Genomic DNA, 19,239 nt, shown 5'->3' on the forward strand with positions numbered 1-19,239 from the left:
ATCCGACAGTTGGTTTATGATTTCAACAATCCTGTTCTTGAGTTTCACCAGTTCCACCGCCACCAGTGCGAACCCTCCGGCATTCGCCCGGTGCGCTAGCTGGTTGATGTTGTTGGCTTCGCCCGCCAGCTTGCGGATAGTGTCCGCATCCTGCCTGTTCAGCCGGGGCGTCACCTCTGCCGAAACGACCGCCTGCCGGACGTACTCGCTGACACGCAGCCCGGCTTCGGTGGCTCGCTTCCTGATTGCGTAGAACTGTAACTCGGTCAGTTTCGTGCTGACTACCCGGTTCTGCTTGTCTATCCGGCTTTTTGCCGGGCGACCTCCCGGTTTGTTCCTTATCCCTGTCATGTGTTTTTGCTTTTAGGTGGTATCTTAAAAATTGCGACCAACGGGAGAAATTTTCTTTGCGTTAAGCAAAGCAAGGTGTTTCGGTCTACCGAAACATAACCTTGCTCCCCTAAATCACACCGCTTGCCGTTGGTATGCTCTGCTTGTTCTTCGGATTACAACCGTCTGCCCCTTTTTCTTTTTTCACCGGGAATTTGTCTGTTTTTCTCTTTCGATTGTTGCTGTTTGACAGACAGTCTTTGTTTTTCCGGCTGCATTTGTTGGGTTGACTGTTGCATCATTTCTGCTGGTTGGATAAACTTCTTCCCACACAAGTAATCGTTCAAGTCCTTGTATTCACTGTACAGATGTGATGAATCACGCACATGCCAACGATATTCCTTTTGTATGGCTTGGGTGGCTTTAGACCCTGCGTCGTCATTATCCAAAAGGCAGTGGATATGCTCGTAATCGGCTAACGGGTACAAGGCTTTATCTACATTAGTGGTCGAGTTCAGGATAATGTAATCCTGCCAGTCAAGACAAGGATAAGTGGGATTTGTTTTCTGCCGGATGGAGATAAAAGAAAGATAGTCCATTACTCCCTCGAAAACAAAACAGCTATCGTTCTTTTTGCCTGACTGCCGTATGTGTGTGATGTCTTTGGGTGATGTACTCCCCTTGAAACGTGGATTGCGAAGTTCGTAACCTCCGGCATCGTTCTTGAAAGCAAGCGCAAAATAAGGCTTGTCACCGATACGGTAATACATTTCCTGCACATGGTGCGCTGCCATTTCAGGTGGAATGTTCCTGCTTCTCAAATAATCCATGAGTGCCGGATTCTGCAACGGCTGGATTTTACGGATGTCTATCGGGCTGGTCGGTTGTTTCCTTTCATGCTGAATCCTTTCTGAAACCTCTTTCCTTTGAAAAGAAAAAGAATTTCCGGATGAATACTGTTCCAGTCGGCAGATAGCACCGTAAGCGTTACATCCGTGCTGCTTCATCACAAGGTCGATGAGAGAGCCGCCCTCACCCGTCCCGAAGTCACACCACAGATTTACACCGTAATCCACCTTGAAACTGGGCGTATCATCCTGACGGAACGGACTGTGGTACATGCCGTAATAATATTTATCCACTGCGGGCAAAATGCCTAATGATTTCAGATAATCTTTGATACTGATATGGTTAGCCTCCTGATAAGTCATAATCTTTATTTTTGAATGTTTGTAAATTGCAGTAATGAAGTAAGAAGTGAGTAAGAAGAAAAACAGTCAACTTTCTGCACCTATCTCTTTTTCTTTCAACGGATTATACTCTATGCAGTAAGATAAGTAAGTTGTTTTATACAAAAGAGATAGAAATATTACCTATGTTGTTTTCTGACTTTTCTTTTTTTAAATTTCCTGAAAGTTCAGGGTTTTATCTTACTCCTTACTGCGCATTGTATAAATGATTAGTATTCAATGAATAAAACACAGTAATATGTTTTTTCGGTAGTTACTGCATGGGAGTAACTGCCAATAATAAACGGCTGTGTTAACCGTAATTGTTATCGATGTAGGGTATGGAAATAGGTTTTATTCTGTACCCATATACCGAATAATTGCAGTTGCTGATACGCTTTTGTACCCGTTTGAATCCGGCTTTCCGCAATGCTTCCCCCAACCGTTTTTCAGATAACTGCATAGGGCATACGTCCCGTAAACAAGTGAGGATTTGCACTGTTGTCATAAAAAACAGACTTTCTTCTTCCTCTGTGGGCTTTTCAAAATACTGCATCAGCATTTCAAACTCAACTGTTTGCACCTCAAATTCCGCATTTGTCAGGTGCAGTTCTTCAATCTCGGCATCATTAAACCAATAGCGTACACCTTGCCGATACAAGTACATGATTTCGGAGTAGACATTATCCATGTTGATACTTTCTGCTGTCGGTTTATCAATGTGCAGGACTTCAAAAGGCAGAAATCGTCTGTTCCCTGTCGGGTCTGTCAAGAACTCGTTACCGTTCACCGAAGCCATGAAGCTGGCTAAATGCGGATATTCCTCTATGTAAATATCATACGGTCTGCGGTATTTAACTGCCGGGGTGGTTATCAGGTTCTTTAATGCGTTTTCATTCTGCTTGTTGAGTTCCTTTAGCTGGTCGTCGATGTTGATAAACAAGTATTCGGCTATCAGTGTCAGGATGTCTTTGCTCTGCGGGTCTATCTTCCCGGTAAATAGATAGTTTTTTAGTGGTGACGGGCAAAGGTTATCCAGCCACCATGTTTTGAACTGTCCCTGCTTGTCGCCAGTAAGGACTAAACAAGCATGGTTTTGACAGCCTGTATCATTCATGGCATTAGCTACCACACCGACAAGCCATTTCGTAAAATACTCCTCCCACTTGCCGGGATTGGCTACTTGCACCGTGTTCAATAGTTTTTTGATATATCCATGTCCGGCAGGATTCAACAAGGGTAGGGCAGTAAGGTATTCCCGTATGGGATGCACTTTACTTGCGAAATCGCTTTCCAATATCATACGGATGTTTTCGGCAGAGGTGGCAACACCTTCGGTAACATCCAGTTTGCGCCTGAAAGAGTTCAAAGCAAACTTTGTGACTGGCTGATACAAACCGGAAGTATTTGCAGCCCGATATTCTGTCCTGCTTTTCACAATATTAAACCGGAAGTCGTACAAGGAATTAAGCTGCCTTTCGATGCGCTCGTTCTTGGATAGCCTACCCTCGATGTGTTCCGCTTCGTTATCCCTTTTCTCTTTCATCGGATAGTTTGTTGGAAGCTGGTACATATTGTTGCTGCATCCACCGCTGCAACTCGTCCACATCGAAACGTAAGGAGCGTCCACGTTTGACACATGGTATCGCTCCGCTGCTGGCTAAGTGATAGAGGTAATTAACTGAATATCCGGTTATCCGGCTGGCTACGGATATTTTGACTAAAACAGATTGCCTGCTACCCGGTTCTTCGGATGAAGAACTGACTACGGGGGAAATCATCTTTTCGATGTTTTCCAGCCGCTTGAAAATTTCTTCAAAAGGATTGTTCATGGTGCTTTGTTTTTTGAATTAGCACCACAAATAAAATAAGAAAAAATGGTAAAAAACAAAGTGTCAGGTGTTTGGAATTGCTTTGCTCGGCTCTGCTTCAAAATACTATCAGACCGTGAAAGTTCGTTTATGTTCTTCACCTTATTATAATAGAGAATGAAACGTGAACGAAGTTCTTTATATCGATTACCTTTTTCGGTTTTTCTTATTCTTTTCTCTATGCAAGTGGGACAAGTGAGGACATATAAGGACATCTGCGGACAGTCTGAAACAAGCTATTATTCAAGGCTATATATTTGCATCAAACAAGAAAAAAGAAGTAATATCAAAACATAATGAAATATGGAAATAGTAACCATTGAAAAGAAAACATTCGAACTTTGGCAGGAAAAGTTTAACCACTTTATCAATCATATGGATGCCCTGTGTATTCCTTTGCGGAGAAAACAGGATAAGTGGTTGGATAACTGCGAAACCTGCCGTTTGCTGAATGTGTCTGCCCGGACGATGCAAACCTATCGTGATATGGGCAAATTACCTTATTCGCAAATCAATAACAAGATTTATTATAAGATTTCGGATGTGGAAACCTTTATGCAAAATCACGTGAAGAATAACTCTAAAAAATAGAACCTATGGATTTGATAACAAAAGATTCCAATACAACACAAGTATTGTTTTCATCCCTTGACCGGGTGTTGGAGAATATGGAATACATGATGACGAATTATCGTCCGGTACTGGGTGGCGAACATTACTTGACAGGTGAGGAAGTCTGCCAAAAACTGTGTATCAGTAAGCGGACTTTGCAGGATTACAGGGATACAGGACTGCTGGGATATGTGCAACTTCCGGGAAAAATCATTTATCGGGAAAGTGATATAATGAATTTGTTAGATAAGCATTACAGGAATGATAACTTGAAATATTGAAAGCATGAAATCTTGTTTTCTTGAGAAATAGCAATATTTCATGCTTCAATTTTAGCTTAAAATTCATCGGTCAAAGATGGTTCTAAGAGGGACTAAGCTTCCCTCTTAGAGTTAGTTCGGAATTTCTTTCCTGATATTAGCCCAATATAAAATTGCTCATTTAAGAAACATAGTACATCCTTGCATTGCTTTTTATCATTGGGTATATTGAGTTTACCATCGGCAATTTCTATTTGCAAATTGAATTTCTTTGCAGAAGATTTAAGCTTTTTGACTGTCGCTGTAGCCAAAATGTTACTCTTTTGGATAAGTGTTATTTGTTTTCTAATCATAGAATTACTATTTTCTTTCAACCAATCTACGTTCACATTTAATAATTCTTGATTAGCAAAGTCTTCAATGGTTTCGTTTGACGCTTCTTCAAAGAAATCTATCAATGAAATTATTTTGTTTGCATTAGTATATGATTTAAAATAGAATTTACCATTTTTATATATGGCATTTACTGTATTTTCAACTATAAGAGCATCATTTGACAGTTTATCATAGGTGGAGTTATTCCAAAAAAGTACATTTTTATTTTGTAACAGTTTCCTTTTGTCAAAGTTCTGAAAATAATATATGTTATTTTCAATCCAGAATAGTGATTTGATCTCATCTGTTGATATATCCAAGGTGTTTAAACCGATACTATTAGTGTTCGCTTCTAATAATGTATCAGAAAGAGGAAATTCAACATATAATACCTCGTTCCCATCTATATTAAAATTCCCATCAAATAAAATTTCTTCAGTTTCACTATCCATTAGTTTTGTTGAATTGTCAATAAAACAGGATTTTATGTTATTTGTAATTGCCTGTAGTAAATCTATTTTTCTTACAGTGTCATCTTTTAAAAGGGCAAAGAAGTTGCATACGGCAGAATTAGCTTGTGTTCTCATAAGTTATAATTGATTTAAAATTACATAATCTGTTAGCTGTGAATATCTTTTCACTTCATTGGTGTTCACTAATTTCTTTTTTGAAATCATAGTGTAGACAACGCCACTGTTTGTTGTGACTTCATAATATCTATAGCCAAAGAGTTTTATAATTGGGTTGTAAAAATATGTACCTCTATTTATAACTATCAATATGATTAACACAACAAACCATCCAAAAATAAAAATTGGATCTTTTTTAAAGAGTTCAATACATGGTAAAAAATAGCTTAACAACAAAGAGTTCATATTCAAATCTGCGCTCTTAATAGATTTTACACCTATGTTATTAATAGTTAATTTCCCTCTCGCTGCTTTCATGAATAAATAACATGCTAATAAGAGTATAATGAAAATGAATATTAGATTTAATCGGTTGAAAATCTCTATAGGCTTATTAATGAGTCCAATCTGATTCCCTTTGGTTAAGTTATTATATACTTCAACTGCCCATACAATAAATATTATAGGAGAATAGGCTGTTAATACAAAAATTAGTTTTATATGATTGGCAAACATATAATGAAAATATCATCTAATATGAAACTATTTTATTTTCCGTTCACAATTTGTATTATCTGTATCACTCTGTATTAGTTTGATATTCAGAACTTACTAAGTACAAAAGTATAAATAAAAAAAGACTTAAGAATACTTTCCTAAGTCTTTTTTTTGAATTTGTGATTTAATCTTATGATTGGAGAATATTTAGCTTCATATCTACCTCTTTCATATCTTTCAAAATGCTTTGGTCTAATACTTTGGCATAATGCTGTGTCATTCTCGTAGACGAATGCCCCAACATTTTAGACACATTCGGAAGTGATACATTGTTAGCCAGTGCGATGACGCTTGCAAAGCTGTGCCGGGCGGTGTGCGTGGTCAGATTTTTTCTAATTCCGCACAGGTCAGCAATTTCTTTCAAATAACTGTTCATCTTCTGATTGCAAGGAACAGGCAACATAACACCTTTATCAAGGCAATACGGATTGTCCTTGTATTTTTCAAGTATCTGTTTCGGAATGTTCAAAAGTGGAATATTACAAAGATTGTTTGTCTTTTCACGGGCTTTCACTATCCACAAATTACCGTTACTATCCTCTGAAATATGTTCGGGACGTAAATTATATACGTCTATAAACGCCAGTCCAGTGTACACACAGAAGATAAATACATCTCGTACCAGTTCCAGCCGTTCTATCTTAAATTCTTTCTGCCATATCTTATTAATTTCAGTTTGGCTAAGGAACTGTTTGTTTACTTCTACCTCGTGAAACTTGATTCCGGCAAACGGGTTCTTCGTCAGCCACTCGTTGGCAATGGCGAGGTTTATCACTTTCTTAAAGCATTTCATGTACCGGATAACGGTATTCTGTGCGCAATGCTTCTCAGCCTTTAGGTACAGGTCGAATTTACGTACCAGTTCCCCGTTCACCTCACGCAACAGCATATCATCTACCTTATAATCCCGTTTCACCAGTTCCATGAGATATTTCAGGCAGTTATCGTAACGTCTTACGGTAATGTCGGCATAGTCCGTCCCGATTAGCTTCCGGCAGTTATCGTTATGCTCCTTGAACACATTATATAATGTCTTGAAAGTTTCGTCCTTTCCCTGATAGCGGTTCACTATGGCACGTGCGGAGATAATCTTTCCCTCCAGTTCCAAGTCTTGGTAAATCTGATAGAATTTCACACGCAGGGCATCAATGTAATGATTAAGTTCTGCAGAATTTCGGTCTTTGCCTGTCGATTTCTCTTTTTCCTGCGACCAAAGTGGGACTTTTACGCTTCGTTTTAGTTGAAGTTCCACATACAAGCGGTCATAAGTGACACGCACACGCACGGGCGCTTCCCCGTTTTTTAACAGTTTGCTTCTCTTGATGAAGAACAAAACGCTGAATCTCTTTCTTTCCATACTGCTCAATTTTTAATGATACAAAGTTAGGAAATCGAACCGAGGACTCTGTTATGTAAAATAGTGCAACGTGCAGTAAAAGAATGAAGTAGCTATCGCGTAGTGGAACATTCAGGGCTTTCTAAAACCGTCCCCCGAATAAGGACGTATAGTTTGCTTTAATCCCACTTATTTTGCCTATTCTTGGAAATGAAAAATCCCTGAATTCCTTTGAAATTCAGGGATTTACATCGTTTTTCTTTTCTTAAAAGTGGTGCCACCAGGAATCGAACCGGGGACACAAGGATTTTCAGTCCTTTGCTCTACCAACTGAGCTATGGAACCATCATGTCGTTTTGTATATCGTTGTTTCGATTACGGGTGCAAAGATACGGACTTTTTTGATATATGCAATAGGTGGCGGTGGATTTTTTGAAAATATTTGAGGGTAGAGGTGAAATTAGCTGCTATAAGCAGGGTAAATAGGGGGAGCGTGTAGATAAATATGGATTTTTACTTATTTTTGGAAGCGGGTAGAGAATGATTAATAAGCTATAGATATGAAGAAAGTAATTTGGAGTATTGTTTTAAGTTGGGTATGTTTGGCATTTGCTGCTGCTGGGATAGGAACTCGTGATGCGGTGTCTGCCTGTGATGGGAAAGTGTATAAAAAAGGGGATAAGATTATGTTTGGTGTCCCTAAGGTTTCCGGATATTTGTTTGTTAGGACGTTTACAAAGGATGGGAAGATTTCTACGATGCCGAAAGAGAATCTGGCTAGTCAAGAGGCGGTGATCGTTGATATTCCAGATTACGATAAGAAACTCTTTGAGGGTATGGGCGTTTATTCTGAGGAAGAAACGCATCCTCTTGTCGTGGTAGAGCTGGATGGACGGCGTCTTTGTATAAATATTAATGATGCGCTTAGTCAAGGGAATATTGTTTCGGAATATTTTAAAAGCGAAGTTGAGGGTGTGGTCGATTTAACGTCCGATCTCTTATTTGTTTATGCGCTTAAATTAAATAATGTGACAGTTGATGACGATGTGATAGTAAGGTATATGGCTCATTGTGACAAGAATCTGGTAGAGAAAAATCAAGCGGATCCATTTACTATGGCGGATCTTAAGAAAGAATATGCCGCTAAATTGGAAAAGGCGTTAGGGGACGTTGATTTTAGTAAGGTGTTTCGTATTGAGAGTCAGTCGGAGATGTTACAATATGATATGGATAAGCAGATCTTTCCATTAAAAGGGTTGTGGTGCCCACAAATTAAGACAGACCAGCCGGATGCGTTGGCTAAGATTGGCTTTTGTAAATGGGATGATTGTGCCTTTCGATTTGTGAATATACCAGAGTTCATGAATGTCCCTTGTGAGACGGCTCGTGCGAAAGGGTTTTATGATATGAGGAAAGTCGGAAAAGTGCCTACTTATAATAAGCCGCTGGCTACTTCTTATACTTATATCCGTTTCTTGGATAAGAAGGTACAGCTTCCCGAGAAAAAGAATAAGGTCTATCATAACGGTGATATAAAGAGTATGTCTTTGGCTGATTTGTATGGGAAAATGGCTATAGAGGCGCAAATTATAAAGATGGATGTTTATCACTTACCTTTCTTGAAGATAAGTGATTTTGAACTCTTCTATAATTATTTAGGATCCATTGAAGTGAAATAATAGGAAAACGGTCCGTCCCCCAATAAAAATGAGACGGACCGCTTTGCATTCGTGAATTCAGAGCGGATATTTCTTTTTAGTTTAGTGAGTTCCAACCTTGCGCCTTAAGCTCGACTTCACCTCCGTCACGACCGACAAGATAATTGCCTAACTCCGGCTTTGTTATATGACCGATCACCTTAATACCTTTCATTTCCGACACCTTATCATGATCTGCTAAAGGAACAGTGAATAAGAGTTCATAATCCTCACCTCCATTCAATGCCGCGGTTATCAGATTCATGTTAAACTGCTCTGCCATGGCTGCGGTTTGGTAATCGATAGGAATACGATCTTCGTAAACTCGGCAACCTACATTACTTTCTTTAGATATATGAAGCAACTCCGAAGAGAGGCCGTCGGAGATATCCATCATGGAGGTAGGAACGATTCCTGCTTGGTCAAGAACCTCGACAATGTCTTTGCGGGCTTCCGGTTTTAATTGGCGTTCCAACAAATATTCTTTACCAGAGAAATCGGGCGTGAAATCTTTCTCCCCATTAAATATGCTTTTCTCCCGTTCCAGTAATTGGAGACCCATGTAGGCGGCCCCTAAATCGCCGGACACGCAAATAAGATCGGTCTCCTTGGCTCCGTTTCGATAGACAACTTTACCTTTCTCTCCCTCGCCTAGGCAAGTGATGCTGATCGCTAACCCTGTGCGTGAGGCGGAAGTGTCGCCACCAACGAGATCTACGTCATAGATATCACAAGCGAGTTTAATGCCCTCGTAGAATTCTTCGAGATCTTCTACACAGAAACGTTTGGAAATACCCAATGATACCGTAATCTGTTTCGGGCGGCCGTTCATGGCGTAAATATCGGAGAAGTTTACGACTGCGGATTTATAGCCGAGATGTTTCAACGGCACATACATCAAATCGAAATGAATACCTTCCAGCAAAAGGTCTGTCGTAACCAATACTTGCTTGTCTGTGTAATCCAGTACGGCTGCGTCGTCACCAACACCTTTCAACGTACTCGGATTTTTAAGTTCTATTTTATCGGTGAGATGACGGATTAACCCGAACTCTCCCAAAGTCGATATTTCTGTTCTATTGCTCATAAGATTGTTAACGTAATATAGGATGATTCTTTATTCTTGTATCAATATGTTTAACTATTAATTCTTGAAATTGTTTTTCCCGGTCCATACAGAAACCCACCGTAATAGGCAAACAATATAAATGAGAAAACCATTCCATGGGAAGCGAAGGAAGGTCACGGAGTCGGGCGGCATCTTTCTCCGTGATGATTATCAATTTACTTGTAGAAGTCAACCGCTTGAAGGCCGTTTGTATTTTCTGGATGTCATGCCGATCGAAGGCGTGATGATCCGGAAAGATCAATGAGGTGACATGCTCCGTATATTTATGGATCTCTTTTTCGAGAGGTGCCGGGGATGCGATACCGGATACCAATAAAACCTCTGTAGTAGAGGCCAGCCCTTTTAATGTGCGTCTGGGGGCTTTACCGGAAAAGACGGGTTCCAGCTCCCCGTAAAGAATACGGCTGAAATAGAGCTCTTGATAAGCTGAGAGATGTATATCCTCCTCTATGATCCGGAAGTCTATAGGTTGTATATATGACTCACATTTCGTGACAATGATCACGTCCGCACGTCGAGCGCCATCCATAGGTTCCCTTAAACGGCCTGCGGGTAAGAGCTTATCTTGCGTATAAAGACGGTGGCAATCGGTTAAAAGGATGTTCAGCGTGGGGGCGACGTATCGATGTTGAAAGGCATCGTCCAGCACGATCACTTCCGGGCGCTTATTCTCTGGCAGAGCCAATAGATTGCGGATACCCCTGCGGCGATCAGCGTCTACGGCAACGAGAATATCCGGAAACTTACGTTTCATTTGGTACGGCTCGTCACCGATATCCTTGCTGGTACTTCGCTGATCGGCCAACAAGAAACCGGAGGTTTTCCGTTTATAGCCACGGCTGAGTACAGCTACCCGGTATCGGTCTTTTATCAAACGGATGATGTATTCCGTATGAGGGGTTTTTCCGGTCCCCCCGACAGTCAGGTTCCCCACGCAAATAATAGGCAGATCATACCGCTCTGTCCGAAGGATTTTCCAGTCGAACAGCTGATTCCTGAATCTCACCCCGATTCCATAAAGGAAAGAGAATGGAGTGAGGAGTTTATTGAACTTAATCGTATGATCTGTCAGCATGGTCCAGTTATTATAACGGTTTCATATCGTAAGGCATACGAGCTTGGATTCCGCAATTCGTCTTGATATTATTCAACGTCTTGAAGTACTCGAACTCATTACCCAATACATTTTTGACGATAGAGAGTTTCACCTCTCCGAGCTGGCTTTCCAAGAACTCGTCCAAGAAATTTTTGGAACCGCTGACGGTAGTTACGCTATACTGATCCAGATCAGCCAACCCCGCCGCTGTGCTTATAGCTAATTCAATACCGCCCAGCTCATCGACCAAACCTCTTTCTTTCGCTTGCTCACCCGTCCAGACCCGTCCTTGTCCGATAGCGTTGACCGCTTCGGTAGTCATACCTCTACCTTCGGCGCAGCGGGAAAGGAACGTTTGGTAGCCTCTTTCCACGTATCCTTGTATCAGTGCTTTCTCACTCTCGGTCATGGGACGGGAGAGGTCTCCTAAGTCCGAGAATGTGTTCGTCTTTACGATGTCCGTGGTCAACGCTAGTTTCCCGAATAATCCGGAGGCGTTCGGGAACATGCCGAAGATACCGATGGAACCGGTCAACGTATTCGGTTCGGCGATGATCTTATTAGCGGCGCATGAGATATAGTAGCCTCCCGAGGCAGCTACGTTGCCCATGGAAACGACCACAGGTTTCACCTTTTTCAACTCGACAACTTGACGCCATATCTGCTCGGATATATAAGCGCTACCTCCCGGGGAATTCACACGGAATACCACGGCTTTCACGTCGTCATTGTTTTTTAGCTTGATAAGCTCATCGGCCATTTTCTCCGTGATACTTTGTTCGATATCGTAAAAGTTGCCGGGTGTTTGCGCCTTAATCTCGCCTTCGGCGTAAAGTACAGCTATCTCCGGGGCGTTTTTGGTGGGTGATGCCTTGAGGGTTTTCATTTGAGCTAAGTTGGCCGATCTCAGTTTCTCTCCATTTTGTCCGGCTAACTCTTTGACATATGCTTCTACCTCCGGCTTATACTTCAATTCGTCTATAAAGCCACATTCTACCGTTTTCACCGGGTCCGCGAAGAAAAGCCCCTCATTGGCGTAATGGTTGATATCGTTCACGCTGATGCCGCGTGATTCGGCGATGCCTTCGGTTATATTATCCCAGATGGTGGAGATATACGATTGGATTTGCTCCCGGTTCGCCTCGCTCAGCTTATCCAGCATAAAGGGCTCCACGGCACCTTTGTAGGTACCTACCTTAAAAATCTGCATCTCGATACCTACCTTATCCATCAGTCCTTTGTAGAATAGGGTTTGCGAGGCGAGTCCCGTCAACTCAAGGATGCCTTGCGGATTCAAGAATACCTTATCGGCCACGGAGCAAAGGAAGTAATTCCCTTGCGTGAAATTATCGGCGTAAGCTACCACGAACTTGCCGCTTTCCTTGAAGTCTATCAGCGATCGGCGGATTGCCTCCAAGCTGGCGCTACCCGAGGAGAGAAGCCCCGATTCGATATAAATCCCCGCGATCTTGTCATTCTGTTTCGCTATCCGGATCGTCTCGAGCAGGTCCTTCAGTGACAGCATGTTTTCCTTGTCGCCCATCAAGGCGGAGAATGGATTCTCCGCCGGGTTATCCGCTAGCGTCCCGTCTAGCTTGATCTTGAATACCGTATTGCTCTTGGGGGTGTAATCAGGTGTGCTACCTACGGTGGCGATATATCCTATAGTCATGGATATCAATACCGTCAGGATTATTCCCATTGCCAACATAACGCCTAGCGTTGAGGCAAACATCATTTTAAAGAATTGTTTCATATCTATTGAAAACTAATTAGATGACAAATGTACGAAAATTTCCTCTACGTCCCGGTCGCTGAGGCATACTTGTTGGTAAACATCTCGCAGAAGCTCCGGGTTGATCTTTTTGAAATCCTTTTCTAAAGGGGTGATGAAAAGACCTCCGATATCGGCAGCTCCCGGGCTGGACAGGAGATGGTCGTCGCCCTCGGCCTCGTATTGCCACGGGCGGTGGCGTTTACGAGGGATAACCGTGATTACCCAATTATTATCGTAATAGGAGCCGAAGATATTCATCATCGGCTCGGGCTCACCGGGAAGTATCGGCAAAGCGGCGTAGATCTTTTTGAAGAGCCGGGTGGCGGCTTCTTCGGTGGCGGCTTGGATGACGAGGCCGGGGCGGAGGTTGCCGGTGAGTGGGTATATACGGTTGTCGTATACACTCGCATACGATTGTCGTATAAATTGGGTTACCTCTTCATCCAGCGGCATGATGCCTCGTGTCACCGCTTGGAAGTGGGCATGATCCGGTGCCGAGGCTCCGCTACGGGGTCCATTGTAGAAGACGGTGAAGGGAGCGAGTCTCCTTGTCAGTTCCAAGAAGTCATTCCATTGCGGCAATATCAGTTGCGGAGTATGTTTCCGGGTAGGGATCGTGAAATGTTGGGGGAAGATCGGGTAGGGGTTGCACAATACCAGATGGCGAAAGCCGAAAGGCAGTCGCTCCTGTTCCACCGGCAGGTTCTCGGGACATAGGAAGCACTTGCGTTCTTTTAGGGATCGGGCATCTACCTTGGCCCCGGTGGAAACAATACGGGCGGGATTGAATTGCGCACGTATCGAGAACCCTCCCATATCGAAGGATTTTACTTGCACGGCCTTCAGCGCCTTATAGTTCTTCTCGGCCAATGGCCATGTCACGAGTTGCTTGGCTAATAATTCGGTCGCTTGTGATGAGCTGACCCAGTTGTTTGGTTTCATTGTCTTTCCATGTTTAAGCGGGCCTCGAGTTCCCAAGTCCTGATTTTATCCTTATATATATTATGGTTGTTCATTTTTACGACATCCAATGAGGCGTCGGAGTTATCTTCCCAACGGCGGCAAAGGTACAGCACGTCGTAGATCCGCCCGATCGGGTACTCGCGGCTGATGCGCAGGCCGAGGGCGTAATCTTCTCCGTAACTGGTGTTCGGGAGGTTTAGTTTCCGTAGCAAGGGTGTATAAAAGGCTCGGGGCGCTCCAAGCCCGTTGATGCGGAGGGCGTTATTGCGGCCGTTCTCGGGAGTCCATTCTTTATGGTCGATAATTCCGGGCGGGATGGTTCGCATATCGAAATCGGTCATTCGGTAGGTTCCGACCACCATGGCGCATCGCTGCTCGTAGAAGGCTTCCACGATCTTACGCAGGGTATGCTCGTCACTGTATACATCATCGCTATCCAATTGGATGGCGAACTTGCCGCAAGCCGAATGGTGTATTCCTATATTCCAGCAACCCCCGATGCCGAGGTCGTCACGCTCCGGCTGGATATGGATAATACGAGGGTCCGTGGCGGCGATCGCTTGGATTCGCTCGGAGGTGCCATCCGTGGAATGATTATCGATAATGATTAGGTTGAAAGGGAAGGACGCCTCTTGTCGCAGTACGGAACGGATAGCGTCCTCGATCGTCCGTACACGGTTACGTACAGGGATAATAACGGAGGCTTCCGTTTGAAATGTCTGCTCGTCAAAACGGACTGGCTTGAAATGAGGGGGCAAGTAGCCGCCTATCATCTTTAAGTGATCTGTACAGGCGGCTTCCATCTCGATCTGTACAAAGCGGTTCTTGGGATCTACATAGTCGAACATCTTCTCTCCGGATTTCCGTAAATCATTCTCTACTTCTGTATATAGATATTCGTTGATATGCGTCAGCGGAGCGTTTTGGGAGACTTTCAGGCGCAAGTCGTAGAGTCCGGCGAATGTATATTCCGTATCCATGGAGGCTATGGCGTTTTGTAGCGTGGAAGAACGATAAAGTAGGAGGGAGCCGAAATTGAAATCATCCCTAAGACTTCCTTTCTGGTAATCGATCACCGGATGGGGGTTGAGTTTGCCCTCCTTCTGCTCGTAATAATCGGAGTAAACCATACCGGATCTCGTATCGTCGGCGATGGCGACAAAACGCTCTAGGGCATACATGCCTAATTGAAGCTCTTCAGTCTTCGTATAAATCAACGTATAATGGGCACTGGCATAGCCGGCTATTTCCCGGAGGGTCTTCGTGCTCCATATATTCTCCGTGCGGATTAAATTGCAGGGATAAATAGCCTTGGCGTGGGGATCGTCCGTGATTAGATAGATCTGACTCACTAAGGACGACTCGGCCAATTGCGCTACCGTTTGTCGTGTAGCCTCTATTTTTCCATAAGGGATAAAGCAATTGATTCGTTTCATTGTATATACTGTATTTTATTTTGTTGTTGAATGGAGAAAAAGCGTAAGATGGACTCCATGAGTCGATTTCGTTCCGACGGTGTTTGAAGCGCCTCGAATGGGAAACCGAGCGAACAAGTCCGGTATTTTCCTTCATAAACGATTCCCGCCCCGATATTGTTCTCCGGATATCTCAAGATGGTATGGGCGAGCTTATCCGCCGGAAGTACACCGTCTACCGACTCGATCGAGTAGCAAATAGGGTTCGGACGTGTCCGGAACGTGTATCTGCCGTTTATATATCCGTAAGGGGATGCGCAACTGTTTACGATTCCCTCCTTGCTGGCATTACGGCTAGCCAACTTCCCTTTTAGTACCTCCTCGACGAACGTACGGTCTTGTGCGTTGCCCCAGCTGTCGGAGAAAAGATTCGTCCCGCTTACAAGCAAGTTGCCGCCTTGGGCAAGGTAGCTGCGAAGCGTATCCTGTAAAACGGGAGTGATAACCGGTTGGCGCTGTTTTCCTAAAATCAAGTCAATAATCGGATACGTATCCGGCTTTACGACTCCCTCGGCCAAAGATTTATGGCTACATGAAACAAAGGAATAACCGGTCCCGGCCATGGCCTGCCCATGTATGAAAGGATAATCGAAGGTATTGCCCGCTATGACTTGCCCTGCGTAATTGTTGTAACTATCCCCATGCCCGTTATTATCATTGCTGTTCCATGTGGCGGAACGGCGGAATTCGAATTGATCCCCGATAAATGCGATATCATTCAGATAAGGCACTCCCCGGTCGACGGCATAAAGAAAGCCGGCTAAACTATCCGCCGCACTCTCGAAACTGGCTGGACCGCTGATCCTGTCGAATCCATTGACGATTAATACCGTCTTATCCTTTTCACCTTTAGGAGACCGGTAAACACTTACGATCTCGGAAGGGAAACTGATGCCTCCCTTATTTACGGCAGCTACCTTATAACTATGGATAATACCCGTCTCAATTGGAAGAATGATTTCTTCTCCTTTTACGAGCGTCCCGTTATCGAATCCACCGCTGTCTTTTCGACTATAAAGGATATAGGCGGTTGGTGAGGCACTCTCCTCAAGAGTATCCTGTACGGCTTTCCAGCCGATTCTCACTTTATTCGTTTCTACGAGCTCCGTATACAGACGATCGGGTGGGAGCGGTTGTACGATAGGCTCCTGTTTATTCTGGAAACAGATATAACGGAGCATCCCTTTATAGATCGCCCTACAGATAAGGAAACGGAAGCGTGGGTCTAACCCGTAACGCATATCGGCGAAGTTTTGATGGGATAGTAATTCTAATAGCATCGTTGGGACATCGGGAATACGTGCCTCTATATAAGATTGATTCCACATGCCACGGCGGCTCCATTGAGGATTGTAAACCTTGCGGACATCGGACAGGATCTGTGTTTGGATCATGTCGGTTAGGTCTCTGGCGATCTCCCGGCTTTTCCGGTTGGTGTAGATTCCGTCGTTGCTTTTAGACATATAGATGCCGAGTGTCCCTATAATTGAGTCATCCGGGGTGGTTCCTGCGTCGGAATGGAATGCGAAGGCCATGTCGATAGGGATATGGGCTTGTTCTTTTAAATAATTAACCCATCGGGGACGTGCGTAAATGTCGTCTTGATAATCATTGTGGAAAGCGCTTTTCGAATAGATACTATCTGGCATTCCCGCCCATTGTAGCCAATATCGGGCCGCCTCGGTAAACCGTGGATACCCACTTGTCTCTGCTTCTATCGGATAGGGACTTTCTAGCGGGCTACGTGCGATGTTCCCCATGCCGCCACCGATCTTGATCGCATCTGCCGTGATAATCTTTCCCGATTTATTGCTTTGATTCGTTAATACGATTCTCTCATGGGCTTGTTCATGTGCCGTGAATTTGAAGTTTCCCAGATAGATCCAAGTCCCACCCCCCATTGTTTGATTGACGGCGATTGTGGTTTCCCCTCCGGCATGATGGATGGTATACAGTGCCTGCTCTGTGCTGTTCGGAAAAGATTGATAGGAGGCATAGACCGCGTAATTCCCCGATTCCGGAATTTCGGGAATCCACTCGATGAGACTTTCTTTTCCTTTCCTCTGTGTGACCGTCTGCCGATAGGTACCTTGCGTAAAAGGGTTCTCCCCATTCGTATAAGTAGCTTGAATATGCCCAAATCCGGCTTTCTCCCCATCCGACCAAGCTTTCTCTCCATCCAATTCCTTATACTCGGATCCCGGAGTAGAGCGATCATTGTCGATAATGATTTCGTGTATTTGAGTGTCCCTTTCCCGGGGGATAAGAATAGTCGCTCCTGCGTTTTCAAGCATCGGGGTCAGATAAGGAAGAACAAAACTCTGCGTAAATAAGTCCTCCACGGTGCCGAACATGCGAGCCCGTTGCCATTCCCAGCGATGGGCGGTCTGGGCGTAATATAAACCATGGCTTTGCCAAAGGGCGATATGACGGTTTTGTAATCCGTTTTTTATCTCATGAGGGCTGGATAGGCTACGGGTTAGCGGGTATTTGCTCTCTTTAATGGAGTATAGCCTCTTTTTGTTGGGACGTCCTTTTCTGTCGTATTCGGGAATCAGGCTCTCAATGTCTGTACCTCGGGTCAAGATGACGATCTTGGAGGCATTGGGGAATAGGGGAGCTATACTTGCGTAAAGCTCAGAAACGTTATATTCCTGAAAAGGGATGTCCTCCAAAGCTTCATTGGCGAAAAGCGTGACTTTCTTCTTCTGTATGAGGATGGAGTCAATCTTAATGGTGCGTGAAGACACATATTGCCTTGCGAAAGAGTTTAGCTTTTGATCCAATTGCTTTTTTAAGCTTTCACTATCCTGCCCTTCTGCCGGAAAGCTCCAGAGAAAAATGGATAGTAAGGATATGATGATCCTAACAGGATAGGAGAGTTTTTCTCGCATATTTTTATAAATATTATTGGCTGTCTTATTTCTACAAATTTACGGAAAATCTCCGTAATAACCTTATAAAAAGCCCAGATTGGCGCAATTAAAATTGAATATGAAGAAGGTAGGGGCAAATTGTGGATATTGGGAGAAGTCAAATCTATGTGAACGGCAGCAAGGAGAAGAACGGATTTGTCCCTATCATGGGACGGGTAGCGATTAACGGGACGATGGTGCGGTTCAGTTCAGTTGCGAGCGAACTATTCGTGTTCATGGTCAAGACGCCTATCTGGGGAATGATTATCCCTTCTTGAAGTGTCGGGTTTGCGATAGTATCTCAATGGGAAACGGTGGTAAAGTCAATGGGATAGAGGTGTTATCTCAATGACTTTACGGCCGTGTCCCATAGGCTTTTTTTGTATCCCGGATAAGTTGGTAGGGGATGGTTCAGGGCGCAAAGGGCGCATCTTTGCGAGGTTTGTAAAACTTTTATATTATAAAAAAATTAGCGTCTTACTTATTATATAGATGGAGTAATATATTTTTTTTGTAAAATGTTTTTGCGAACACGTAAAGATGCGCCCTAATGCGCCCTGTGATTTTTTTGGAAGATTTTCTTGATGTCTTAAAGTATAGATAGACAGTTGTTTATGTAATACTGTTCTCTTAGCCCTTTTTTAGTCTTTGGGGCGATATAATCGGCCTAAACTCACATTTACGTGGCCCAAAAGCACGTGTACAGAGCGATTTTCTCGTGATTCCATGAGCAGAAAGCCGTTTTTCCCGTGTGATTTCCTCTCGTCGCTAGGACCCTGTTTATCGTTTTTATACGTGTAAAAGCACTCGTGAGAGCCCTGTTTTCGGTACACGCGGTGACTCGTAAGTTAAAAAAGAGGATCACGTATTATTTAATGTACGCAATCCCCCTCGTGAAAAAAAGCCTAAAAAATAATGCCCGATAAATTTGGATCGTATGTTTTATAGCATTACTTTTGCACCCGCATTCGAGAGAGAACGGCGCTT

Annotated in this window: 16 protein-coding genes, 1 tRNA gene and 1 pseudogene; 4 read left to right on the plus strand and 14 right to left on the minus strand. The window is 43.6% G+C overall.

The window, feature by feature from the left end:
* The 4 genes from DW033_RS20850 to DW033_RS20865 all read right to left on the minus strand — a co-directional run.
* The coding region (locus tag DW033_RS20850; RefSeq protein WP_233554279.1) for a MobC family plasmid mobilization relaxosome protein at positions 1 to 351 on the minus strand (351 nt) is incomplete at its 3' end.
* 155 nt (positions 352 to 506) lie between these two features.
* Positions 507 to 1,541: a toprim domain-containing protein gene (locus DW033_RS20855; protein ID WP_122383114.1), complete on the minus strand. Its 1,035-nt coding sequence runs from the start codon at positions 1,539 to 1,541 to the stop codon at positions 507 to 509.
* 331 nt (positions 1,542 to 1,872) lie between these two features.
* Positions 1,873 to 3,105 carry a VapE domain-containing protein gene (locus tag DW033_RS20860; RefSeq protein ID WP_045899364.1) on the minus strand — a complete coding sequence of 411 codons (1,233 nt, stop codon included), beginning with the start codon at positions 3,103 to 3,105 and terminating at the stop codon, positions 1,873 to 1,875.
* A complete protein-coding gene (locus DW033_RS20865; RefSeq protein WP_045899363.1) occupies positions 3,086 to 3,391 on the minus strand; it encodes a helix-turn-helix domain-containing protein in 306 nt (101 codons plus the stop codon). The genes DW033_RS20860 and DW033_RS20865 overlap by 20 nt, the downstream gene beginning before the upstream one ends.
* Positions 3,392 to 3,733: 342 nt before the next feature.
* Here DW033_RS20865 and DW033_RS20870 point away from each other — a divergent pair, with 342 nt between their 5' ends.
* Together DW033_RS20870 and DW033_RS20875 are read left to right on the plus strand one after the other, a co-directional pair.
* Positions 3,734 to 4,021 (plus strand): helix-turn-helix domain-containing protein, encoded by a 288-nt coding sequence (locus DW033_RS20870; protein WP_045899362.1) that lies wholly within the window; start codon positions 3,734 to 3,736, stop codon positions 4,019 to 4,021.
* Positions 4,022 to 4,026: 5 nt separating this feature from the next.
* A complete protein-coding gene (locus DW033_RS20875) occupies positions 4,027 to 4,323 on the plus strand; it encodes a helix-turn-helix domain-containing protein (protein ID WP_045899361.1) in 297 nt (98 codons plus the stop codon).
* Between the two features lie 92 nt (positions 4,324 to 4,415).
* Here DW033_RS20875 and DW033_RS20880 read toward each other — a convergent pair whose 3' ends face one another.
* From DW033_RS20880 to DW033_RS20895, 4 genes are all read right to left on the minus strand, one after another.
* A complete protein-coding gene (locus tag DW033_RS20880) occupies positions 4,416 to 5,264 on the minus strand; it encodes a hypothetical protein (RefSeq protein WP_045899360.1) in 849 nt (282 codons plus the stop codon).
* A 3-nt stretch (positions 5,265 to 5,267) separates the two neighbouring features.
* Positions 5,268 to 5,624: a hypothetical protein gene (locus tag DW033_RS24410; protein ID WP_144408962.1), complete on the minus strand. Its 357-nt coding sequence runs from the start codon at positions 5,622 to 5,624 to the stop codon at positions 5,268 to 5,270.
* Between the two features lie 370 nt (positions 5,625 to 5,994).
* Positions 5,995 to 7,221, minus strand: coding sequence for a site-specific integrase (locus tag DW033_RS20890; protein ID WP_045899358.1), 1,227 nt, complete (start codon positions 7,219 to 7,221; stop codon positions 5,995 to 5,997).
* A 251-nt stretch (positions 7,222 to 7,472) separates the two neighbouring features.
* Positions 7,473 to 7,545 (minus strand) — tRNA-Phe (locus tag DW033_RS20895).
* A 215-nt stretch (positions 7,546 to 7,760) separates the two neighbouring features.
* Between DW033_RS20895 and DW033_RS20900 the strand changes: the two genes are divergently transcribed.
* On the plus strand, positions 7,761 to 8,879 hold the full coding sequence (locus DW033_RS20900; protein WP_048928195.1) for a DUF4852 domain-containing protein: 1,119 nt from the start codon (positions 7,761 to 7,763) through the stop codon (positions 8,877 to 8,879).
* 76 nt (positions 8,880 to 8,955) lie between these two features.
* Here the strand turns inward: DW033_RS20900 and thiL are convergent, their stop codons facing one another.
* Genes thiL through DW033_RS20930 form a run of 6 tightly spaced genes read right to left on the minus strand, consistent with a single transcriptional unit; the run spans position 8,956 to position 18,231 of the window.
* A complete protein-coding gene (thiL, locus tag DW033_RS20905) occupies positions 8,956 to 9,984 on the minus strand; it encodes a thiamine-phosphate kinase (RefSeq protein ID WP_005858417.1) in 1,029 nt (342 codons plus the stop codon).
* A 7-nt stretch (positions 9,985 to 9,991) separates the two neighbouring features.
* Positions 9,992 to 11,101: a tetraacyldisaccharide 4'-kinase gene (gene lpxK, locus DW033_RS20910; RefSeq protein WP_122370454.1), complete on the minus strand. Its 1,110-nt coding sequence runs from the start codon at positions 11,099 to 11,101 to the stop codon at positions 9,992 to 9,994.
* 10 nt (positions 11,102 to 11,111) lie between these two features.
* Complete coding sequence (gene sppA, locus DW033_RS20915) at positions 11,112 to 12,860, minus strand: signal peptide peptidase SppA (protein WP_122383115.1); 1,749 nt, start codon at positions 12,858 to 12,860, stop codon at positions 11,112 to 11,114.
* Positions 12,861 to 12,890: 30 nt separating this feature from the next.
* Positions 12,891 to 13,841, minus strand: coding sequence for a DUF4922 domain-containing protein (locus tag DW033_RS20920; RefSeq protein WP_122383116.1), 951 nt, complete (start codon positions 13,839 to 13,841; stop codon positions 12,891 to 12,893).
* Positions 13,838 to 15,298 carry a glycosyltransferase family A protein gene (locus DW033_RS20925; RefSeq protein ID WP_122383117.1) on the minus strand — a complete coding sequence of 487 codons (1,461 nt, stop codon included), beginning with the start codon at positions 15,296 to 15,298 and terminating at the stop codon, positions 13,838 to 13,840. The genes DW033_RS20920 and DW033_RS20925 overlap by 4 nt, the downstream gene beginning before the upstream one ends.
* Positions 15,295 to 18,231: a xanthan lyase gene (locus DW033_RS20930; RefSeq protein WP_122370460.1), complete on the minus strand. Its 2,937-nt coding sequence runs from the start codon at positions 18,229 to 18,231 to the stop codon at positions 15,295 to 15,297. The genes DW033_RS20925 and DW033_RS20930 overlap by 4 nt, the downstream gene beginning before the upstream one ends.
* Positions 18,232 to 18,350: 119 nt before the next feature.
* Here DW033_RS20930 and DW033_RS25375 point away from each other — a divergent pair.
* A pseudogene (locus DW033_RS25375) lies at positions 18,351 to 18,461 on the plus strand (integrase); the annotation flags it as partial.
* Between the last annotated feature and the right edge of the window lie 778 nt (positions 18,462 to 19,239).

Origin of the sequence: Parabacteroides sp. AF39-10AC (assembly GCF_003635405.1) — a bacterium.
Lineage (GTDB): Bacteria > Bacteroidota > Bacteroidia > Bacteroidales > Tannerellaceae > Parabacteroides > Parabacteroides distasonis.